The organism is Microtetraspora glauca (assembly GCF_040656155.1).
Lineage (GTDB): Bacteria > Actinomycetota > Actinomycetes > Streptosporangiales > Streptosporangiaceae > Microtetraspora > Microtetraspora glauca.
Genome location: NZ_JBFALK010000052.1, coordinates 1 through 3,560, shown reverse-complemented (window position 1 = coordinate 3,560; position 3,560 = coordinate 1). Strand labels below are relative to the sequence as shown.

Here is a 3,560-nt window from a genome sequence, read left to right as displayed (position 1 = left end):
CTGGTTCCCGGATACGCAGATACCGTACATGCCGGGACAAATCAACCAGCGGACATGGGCGACTTCAGCTCACGAGACGCACCAAAACGCCCTCTCAGAGGGCGATTCGCGAGCCGATGTCCCGTTCGCTCATTGTGTTGCCGCAGGTGAGCCGGTAGACGCGCTGGCGAAGTCATGGCGCCCAGCAGCACGTCCGCGATCCCGATGAGCAGATCTCATCCCCACCACCCGGTCATGCCTGCCCGCTTTCCTTCGCATCCGGCAACGGAGCGCGTCCGAGCGACTGCTGGAAGAACTTGAGCATCAGCGCGAATCACGCTGGGTGACGCCGTGGCCGCGGCGACCTCACCGGCGCCCCCAGCAAGATCGTTCTTATCTGTAGCGGCTGTCACGGCGGTTCCGTGATCAGCCCGAGTAGGAGTCTCTGAAGTCAGAGGGCAGCAGATGGCTGGTCAGGTCGTACAGCCGACGGGCGGCGGCCGGGTCGAGCGTGGGCAGTGAGGGTTCGAGCGGGCGGCGACGGTCGTAAGCCAGGAGGCCGCCCTTGCCCGGCGGGTCGTCCATGAGTTCGACGATTGGCGCGATGGCCTTGTCGACCGGCTGGGCGGCGAGCCTGGCCAGCAGCTTGATGACGGTCTTGGCGGGCTGCTTGAGGTTGTCAGTGCCGCTGTCGGTGAAGCCGGGGTGGTGTAGCAGGTAACGGGTGCGGGCGTCCGGGTGGTTGAGGGCGTACGCGACGCCCAGGAGGTCCGTGGCGCGCCCGCCCTGCAGCATGGCCTTGATGCTGCCGTAGCCTCGCTTGAGCGACAGGTCATCCCAGTGGATGCGGCCCTTGGTGACGCCGACACCGCAGATGTTCACGATCACCGGGTTCTGGCCGCGCTCCAGCAGGTCGGCGAGGCCGTAGGCCAGCAGGAAGCGGCTGACGTAGTAGAGGGCGAAGGTGGCCTCGTAGCCGTCAGGGGTCTCTACTCGCCGGGAGAAGACGCGGATCGCGGTGCAGACCAGGCCGTCCAGCGCGTCGTGCCGCGCCCTGATCTCTTTGATCACTCGTACGTTCTCCGCCGCCGACGTCAGGTCGGCGCGCAGGAACGCGGCCCGGTCCGCGGCGCCCAGCGCGGCGGCCTCGTCGAGGAAGCGCCGCCCCCTGGCCGGATCGCTGCCCACGACCGTCACGTGGTCGCCCCGGTGCAGGAAGTGCAGGGTGAGTCCCCGGCCCATGCCGTTGGTTCCACCCGCCACAACGTACGTCCGCATATATCACCTCATAAGTCATCGAACGCTGACTTGAGGAAGGTAGCACAACCTCCACGTACAATGTCAACGGTCGATGACAAGCAAGGGAGCTCACGTTGCAGAAGAGGGACAGGGAGGCCACCCGGGCACGCCTGCTCAAGGCCGCCAGGCAGCGCTTCGCTCGTGAGGGCTATGACGCCACCAGCGTTCGCGACATCGCCAGGGACTCCGGCGTCGACGCCACCCTCATCTTCCGCTACTTCGGCTCCAAGAAGCAGCTCTTCGATCAGGCCACCGCCGCCGATCTCCCCCCCGACCTGCTCGAAGGCCCCCGAGAGGAGCTGGTCGCCCGTATGGTGCGCACGGTCGTCGACCACGACTGGACGGAGTACGGCGGTGAGCACCCCCTGGTCGCCATGCTGCGTTCCTCGGCCCACGAGGACGCCCGCCAGCGCATCCGCAAGGAGGTCTGCCGCACCTACGTCGACGCCCTGCGGGACCTGGCCGAGGGAGAGGACGCCGAGCTGCGGGCCGAATTGCTCAGCGCCTGGATGGTCGGCATCGGCGTCCTGCGCTCGGTCGTGGCCACCCCAGCCCTGTCCGACGCCCGCGCCGCTGACCTGGCCCCGCATATCGCGACCGTCGCCACGGCCCTGCTGGGCCGCCCCATGTCGGGAACCGTGGACCAGAAAGGTGAGCCCGGTTGACGATCCTCCGGCTCGGCCCAGCATCACCAGCGACCGGACGACGTCCGCAACCTTCGGCAGGCACCTCGCCGGCGCCGATTGAGAGGGTGATTTGTGAGCTATTGTCCATCCGTGCCCCAAATTGTCGACTGGACCTTGGGGCAACAAGTTGCCGACTGAACCTTGGGGAAACGGGCACGTCGTTGACCTGGGGTGATGCAATCCGCCAGACGAGCGGCTTCACCGAGGCGCTTTCCAGCTCTGGGACTGGTGGGTGCGACTTGGGTCTCCGGCAGTGCGTCTACCGGCTCACCTGCGGCAACACAATGAGCGATTAGCTCGCGAATCGCCCTCTCAGAGTTCGGCATACGGCCCCATGAACGCACCCGGGGCAAGTGTCACCAGGTAGCGCCGCGAGCATCGAGCGCCGTCCTCTCAGGTCCCGTCGCCTCGAAGGGGGACGGGCCTCGCGCGCGCCGAGATGAGCGCACGCGGCGCCGCCCGTGAGAGTGCGGTCCTGAGCCGGGGGATTGGCCCCTGGCTGGGGCCCGAGCGCTGGGCCTGGCTCGGCTGGGATGCCGGCCTCCGGCAGCCTCCGGGGGAGCCGAAGACGCCACTGTTGGGTGCAGCCGCCGAGGGAGCCGAGGACGCCACTGTGAGTTCGGATGAGCGGAGGGCGTCGGCTGGGAGTTCGGGGATGTACAGGGGTGGACCTGGCTACCTCCTGCTGGTGCGGGGGCCGGTGTAGGTGAAGGCCCATCGTTTGCCGTCCGCCCGGCGGAGTTGGTAGCGGTGGGGGTTTCGGTAGCGGTCGCGGTTGTGGAACTGGCAGGTGGGTCCGAGTTTGTCCAGGTCGGTGGCGCCGCCGTCGCTCCAGTTGTCGATGTGGTCGATCTGGCAGAGGTGGGCGGGCAGGTGGCAGCCGTCGACCATGCAGGTGGCGTAGCGGGTGAGGATGACCCGTCGTTGTGCAGTGGTGGCGCGGCGGACTTTGCGGCCCATGTCGAGGACCTCGCCGTTGGCGTTCATGACCAGGCGCGCCAGCGTGGAGGTGTTGGCCAGGCGGTGGACATCGGAGACGGGCAGGAACTGTCCGGTGGCGAGCAGCAGTCCGGGTAGCGTCCGGCCCGAGATCAACCCGTCAGGTGTCACCCAGTCAGCGGCCCGCCCGCCCTGTGCCAGACCCGGCTCATCCCGCGCCGTGCTCGGCTCACCTTGGGCTGATCTCCACCCATCCCATGCGGCCCCTCGTTCACCTGTGGCCGACCCCCGTTCATTCGGGACAGCATTCCGCTCATGCCGGGTCGTGCCCGGCTCCTCTTGGAACGGTGTGCGCTCATGTTGCGCCGTGCCCGGCTCCTCTTGGAACGGTGTGCGCTCATGTTGCGCCGTGCCCGGCCCCTCTCGGAATGGTGTGCGCTCATCCCATGTCGGTCCCGCCCCGGCTCCGGGGAAGGTCGGTTCATGGGGGGACGACGCCTGGTCATCCCGGGCCACGCCAAGCTCTTCTCGTACGGCTTGTACGCCCGGCACTCCGCCGGATCGAGGAGCGCCATCACTCGCTTGCTCGCCGGGACGTGCGGATTCAGCTGCGCGTGTTGCGGCGCACGTGTCCTCGGCAGCGCCGGCCACGTCGGC

At 67.9% G+C, this 3,560-nt stretch carries 3 protein-coding genes; 1 reads left to right on the top strand and 2 read right to left on the bottom strand.

What is annotated here, in order from left to right; genetic code table 11:
• Positions 1-405 precede the first annotated feature (405 nt).
• Complete coding sequence (locus AB0I59_RS41960; protein WP_358142643.1) at positions 406-1,257, bottom strand: SDR family NAD(P)-dependent oxidoreductase; 852 nt, start codon at positions 1,255-1,257, stop codon at positions 406-408.
• A gap of 95 nt (positions 1,258-1,352) precedes the next feature.
• On the opposite strand from AB0I59_RS41960, the gene AB0I59_RS41955 reads away from it, so the two are divergent.
• Positions 1,353-1,943, top strand: coding sequence for a TetR/AcrR family transcriptional regulator (locus tag AB0I59_RS41955; protein ID WP_061257930.1), 591 nt, complete (start codon positions 1,353-1,355; stop codon positions 1,941-1,943).
• A gap of 696 nt (positions 1,944-2,639) precedes the next feature.
• Here the strand turns inward: AB0I59_RS41955 and AB0I59_RS41950 are convergent.
• Positions 2,640-3,074 carry an HNH endonuclease signature motif containing protein gene (locus tag AB0I59_RS41950; protein WP_358142640.1) on the bottom strand — a complete coding sequence of 145 codons (435 nt, stop codon included), beginning with the start codon at positions 3,072-3,074 and terminating at the stop codon, positions 2,640-2,642.
• Positions 3,075-3,560: the final 486 nt, after the last annotated feature.

Excerpts from the sequence above, each read along its gene's own strand:
- AB0I59_RS41960 (WP_358142643.1), bottom strand. The coding sequence starts at position 1,257 with ATGCGGACGTACGTTGTGGCGGGTGGAACCAACGGCATGGGCCGGGGA.